Genomic DNA, 3993 nt, shown 5'->3' on the forward strand with positions numbered 1-3993 from the left:
AGGCCGGCAGGGGCCGCGCGTCCGGCGCCGGCGGCGCCTGGCGGGCGGCCGCCCGCGCCGCCTCGACCAGCGCGACCACCTCGGCCCGGTCGGCCGGCCCGCACAGCGACACCGCACCCACCCGGCCACCCGCGACGGCCACCACCGACACCCGGCGTTCGTCGCCGCTCCCGTTGCCGGTCAGCGCGTTGTCCGCCCAACGCAGGTGCACGTCGGCGCCCTGCTCCACGATCGCCACGCAGTCGTCGCCGCCCGCCGCGCCGAGGGCGATCTCCACCGTCTCCTGCGGGCTCGGGGTCCTCACGCGGGCGCCTCCGTCCGGGTGCTGGTCACGCGTACGCCCCGGAACAGCGCCGAGGGGCAGCCGTGCCCGGCGGCGGCGAGTTGCAGCGGCTGCGCCTTGCCGCACTGCCCCGCACCGGACAGCAGCCAGGTCTGCGGGCCGCCCACCGCCTCCAGCGACCGCCAGAACTCCAGCGTGGTCCCCGTGTACGCGGCGTCCCGCACCTGGCCGGCCAGGCGGCCGTCCCGGATCCGGTAGAAGCGCTGCCCGGTGAACTGGAAGTTCACCCGCGCCATGTCGATCGAGAAGCTGTTGTCGCCGACGACGTACAGCCCGTCCCGCACCCGGCCGATCAGCTCGCGGGTGTCCGGCCCGTCCGGCGCGGGGCGGAGCGAGACGTTCGGCATCCGCTGCACGGGCAGGTGCCGGTACGACTCGGCGTACGCGCAGCCGGTGGAACGGTCCAGCCCGGCCGCGCCGGCGGTCTGCCGGTCGTGTTGCGTGCCGACCAGCACGCCGTCGCGGACGAGCGGCCACGACCGGGCGGCCACGCCGTCGTCGTCGTAACCGATGGTGGCGAGCCCGTGCGGGGTGGTGCGGTCGGCGACCACGTTCATCGCCGGCGAGCCGTAGCGGAGCGACCCGATGTCGTCGGGGGTGACGAACGAGGTGCCGGCGAAGGCCGCCTCCCGGCCGAGGATCCGGTCCAGCTCGGTGGCGTGCCCCACGGTCTCGTGGATCGTCAGCCAGAGATTGGTCGGGTCGATGACGAGGTCGTACTCCCCCGGCTCGACGGACGGGGCGGCGAGCTTCTCGGCCAGCAGCCCCGGCAGCCGGGCCAGCTCGCCCGCCCAGTCCCAGCCGGTCCCGGTCAGGTACTCCCAGCCGCGGGCGGCCGGCGGCCCGAGGGTGCGCAGGGTCTCGAAGGTGCCGCTGTCCGCGTCGATCCGGAACCCGACCACCATCGGGTGCAGCCACGTCCGCCGCTGCCGGATGCGCCGGCCCTCGCTGTCGTGGTACACGGTGGACTCGCGGAACACCTGCAGGTACGCCTCCGCCAGGTCGGCGCCGCCGTCGCGCAGGATCGCGCACCAGCGGGCCAGCAGGGCGGTGCGCTCGGCGGCGGGCACCGCGAAGGGGTCCACCTCGCACGGCGACTCCCACACCGCCGGCCCGTGGACCGGCTCGGGCGCCAGCCGGGGCGGCGCGCCGCGCAGTGGGCGCAGCATCCGGGCCAGCTCGCAGGCCCGGGCGGCCAGCTCGGCGACGCCCGGCGGGGAGAGGTCCACCCCCGAGGCGAAACCCCAGGTGCCGTCAACGAGGACCCGTACGCCGGCCCCGGTCTCGACGCTCTCCTGGGTGCCCTCCGGCTGCGCGTCGCGGACCCGCTCGCGCAGCGCCCGCACCCGCCGCAGCCGCACGTCGGCGTACGAGGCGCCGAGCCGGCGGGCCCGTTCCAGCGCGGCCAGGGCCAGCTCCCCGGCCGGCAGCGTGTCGAATCCCGGTTCCGTGGCGGCGGCCGGGGCGGGCCCGGCGGTCACCGGAACCGGATGTCGGGGTACTGGGTGGTCCACTCCCCCGCCCGCACGGTACGCAGCGCCTCGGCGACCCGGTCGACCTCGTCACGGGTGCTGTAGACCGCGAAGGAGAGCCGCACCGTGCCGAGCAGCCCCAGGTCGTCGAGGAACGCGCTGGCGCAGTGCACGCCGGACCGCACGGCGATGCCGTGCGCGTCGAGGTGCCCGCCCACGTCGTACGGGTGCAGGCCGTCCACCGCGATGGAGACGATGCCGGCCGGGTCCGCGGCCGGGTCGCCGACGACCCGCACCCGGTCGACGTCGCGCAGGACGTCCACGGCGTACCGGACCAGATCCGCGTCGTGTGCCCGCACCGCGTCCCGGTCGAGCCCGTCCAGCCAGGTCAACGCGGTGGCGAGCCCGACCGCGGCGCCGATGTCCGGGGTGCCGGCCTCCAGCCGCGCCGGAACCGGCACGTAGGACACCGGGGCGTCGTGCGAGACCCCCTTGACCGTCCCGCCGCCCACCTGGTACGGCGGGAGATCGGCGAGCAGCTCGCGCCGGCCGTAGAGCACCCCGGAGCCCATCGGGGCGTACACCTTGTGGCCGGAGAAGCAGTAGAAGTCCGCGCCGATCTCCCGCACGTCGACCGGCAGGTGCGCGACCGCCTGCGCGCCGTCGACCACCACGGGCACGCCCCGGTCGTGCGCCACCCGGACCAGCTCCCGCACCGGGTTGACGGTGCCGAGCACGTTGGAGACGTGGCTGACCGCGACGAGGCGGGTCCGGCGGCCCAGAACGGCGGCCAGGTCCTCCGGCCGGACCGGCCCGCCGGCCGGCGACGGCACGACCCGCAGCCTCGCCCCGCTCCGTTCGCAGAGCCGACGCCACGGCAGCAGGTTGGAGTTGTGCTCCATGCCGGTGACCACGATGTCGTCGCCGGCGCCGACGATCCGCTCGGCGAAGGTGTCGGCGAGCAGGTTCACGGCGTCCGTCGTACCCCGGGTGAAAACGATCTCGTCGGCGTGGGCGGCGTTCACGAACCGCCGGACCACCTCCCGGGCGTCCTCGTAGCGGCCGGTGGCCCGGCGGCTGAGGTCGTAGAAGCCGCGCCCGATGTTGCTGTTCGCCGTGGTGTAGAAGTCGACCACCGCGTCGAGGACCGACCGGGGCTTCTGCGTCGTCGCGGCGTTGTCGAGGTAGGCCAGCGGCGGGCCGTGCCCGGCCACGTCGAGGAACGGGAACTCGGCCCGCACCGCGGACAGGGGATGGGCAGCCGTGTCGGTCATGCTGACTCCTCCGTGAAGCTTGCGGTGAAGCGGTCGAGGAAACCCGGCGGGCAGGGGAAGAGCTTCTGCTCCGGGTAGGGCCGCTCGGACGGGGGGATCCACCCCGGCTCGCCGCGCCGGGGCCACCGCCCGGCCCGGTCCGCCAGGTGCGGGCCGTGGAAGAACCAGCAGATCTGGCTGACCTGCTCGGTGAAGACGACGGGATGCACCTCGGGCGAGTACATCGCCATGTGCCCGTACGCGGCCAGGAACTCGCCCGCCACCCCCATCGAGGCGCCGAGCATGACGTGACCGAAGACGTCGTGCACGGCCCGGAAGATGTCGTTGTGCAGCAGCGGTACGCCGCCGACCGTGACACCCGACGGGGCGCACAACGGATGGTCCGGGGCGGGCCCGTCGGGGCCGTGGCCGTCCCGGGTCAGGTAGACGTGCAGCACGCCGGTGCGGGCGAGGCGGTCGACCAGGTCCGCCGCGCCCCGGTACGGCTGCCCGGGGCCCCGCCACGGCTCGACGCGGATCCCCGCCCCGGCCAGCAGGGCGAAGTGGCGCAAGTTCTCCTCCGTGAACCGGCGGTAGCGGGCCGCCAGGTCCGGCCCCAGGTCGCGCCGGGGCGCCCGGTCGAAGTGCCGCGCCACCGTGCGGCAGAACTCCGGGTCGACGCGCACCCGGGTGCCGGGCAACCCACCCAGGTCCCGGCGCGGCAGCTCACCGCGGGCGGCGGCGTCGTCGACGTACGACTGGGCCAGCGCGAGCAGGCCGGGGTGGCCAGCCGACGGACGGGCCGGGCGTGGCGCGCTCGGGCAGGCCGCGGTCATCCGGCCCTCCCCGGCCCGGCCCCCGGCGGGCCGGATGCGGCCACCGCGGGCCGGCCGGGGTCGGGCGGCGCGCCGGCGGCGTGGGCGGG

Annotated in this window: 4 protein-coding genes; all 4 read right to left on the bottom strand. The window is 76.1% G+C overall.

Annotated elements, in window-relative coordinates:
• The coding region (locus AB0L34_RS33085) for a DNA gyrase modulator (RefSeq protein WP_363709534.1) at nucleotides 1-277 on the bottom strand (277 nt) is incomplete at its 3' end.
• Nucleotides 278-300: 23 nt separating this feature from the next.
• A complete protein-coding gene (locus tag AB0L34_RS33090; RefSeq protein WP_363709530.1) occupies nucleotides 301-1857 on the bottom strand; it encodes a TldD/PmbA family protein in 1557 nt (518 codons plus the stop codon).
• Complete coding sequence (locus AB0L34_RS33095) at nucleotides 1821-3089, bottom strand: cysteine desulfurase (RefSeq protein ID WP_363709532.1); 1269 nt, start codon at nucleotides 3087-3089, stop codon at nucleotides 1821-1823. Before AB0L34_RS33095 ends, AB0L34_RS33090 begins: the two co-directional genes overlap by 37 nt.
• On the bottom strand, nucleotides 3086-3904 hold the full coding sequence (locus AB0L34_RS33100; RefSeq protein ID WP_363709536.1) for a crotonobetainyl-CoA--carnitine CoA-transferase: 819 nt from the start codon (nucleotides 3902-3904) through the stop codon (nucleotides 3086-3088). Before AB0L34_RS33100 ends, AB0L34_RS33095 begins: the two co-directional genes overlap by 4 nt.
• Between the last annotated feature and the right edge of the window lie 89 nt (nucleotides 3905-3993).

The sequence above is a fragment of the Micromonospora sp. NPDC052213 genome (assembly GCF_040679695.1).
Lineage (GTDB): Bacteria > Actinomycetota > Actinomycetes > Mycobacteriales > Micromonosporaceae > Micromonospora.

Coding starts and splice junctions, on each gene's coding strand:
- AB0L34_RS33095 (WP_363709532.1), bottom strand. CDS start 3,089: ATGACCGACACGGCTGCCCATCCCCTGTCCGCGGTGCGGGCCGAGTTC.
- AB0L34_RS33100 (WP_363709536.1), bottom strand. CDS start 3,904: ATGACCGCGGCCTGCCCGAGCGCGCCACGCCCGGCCCGTCCGTCGGCT.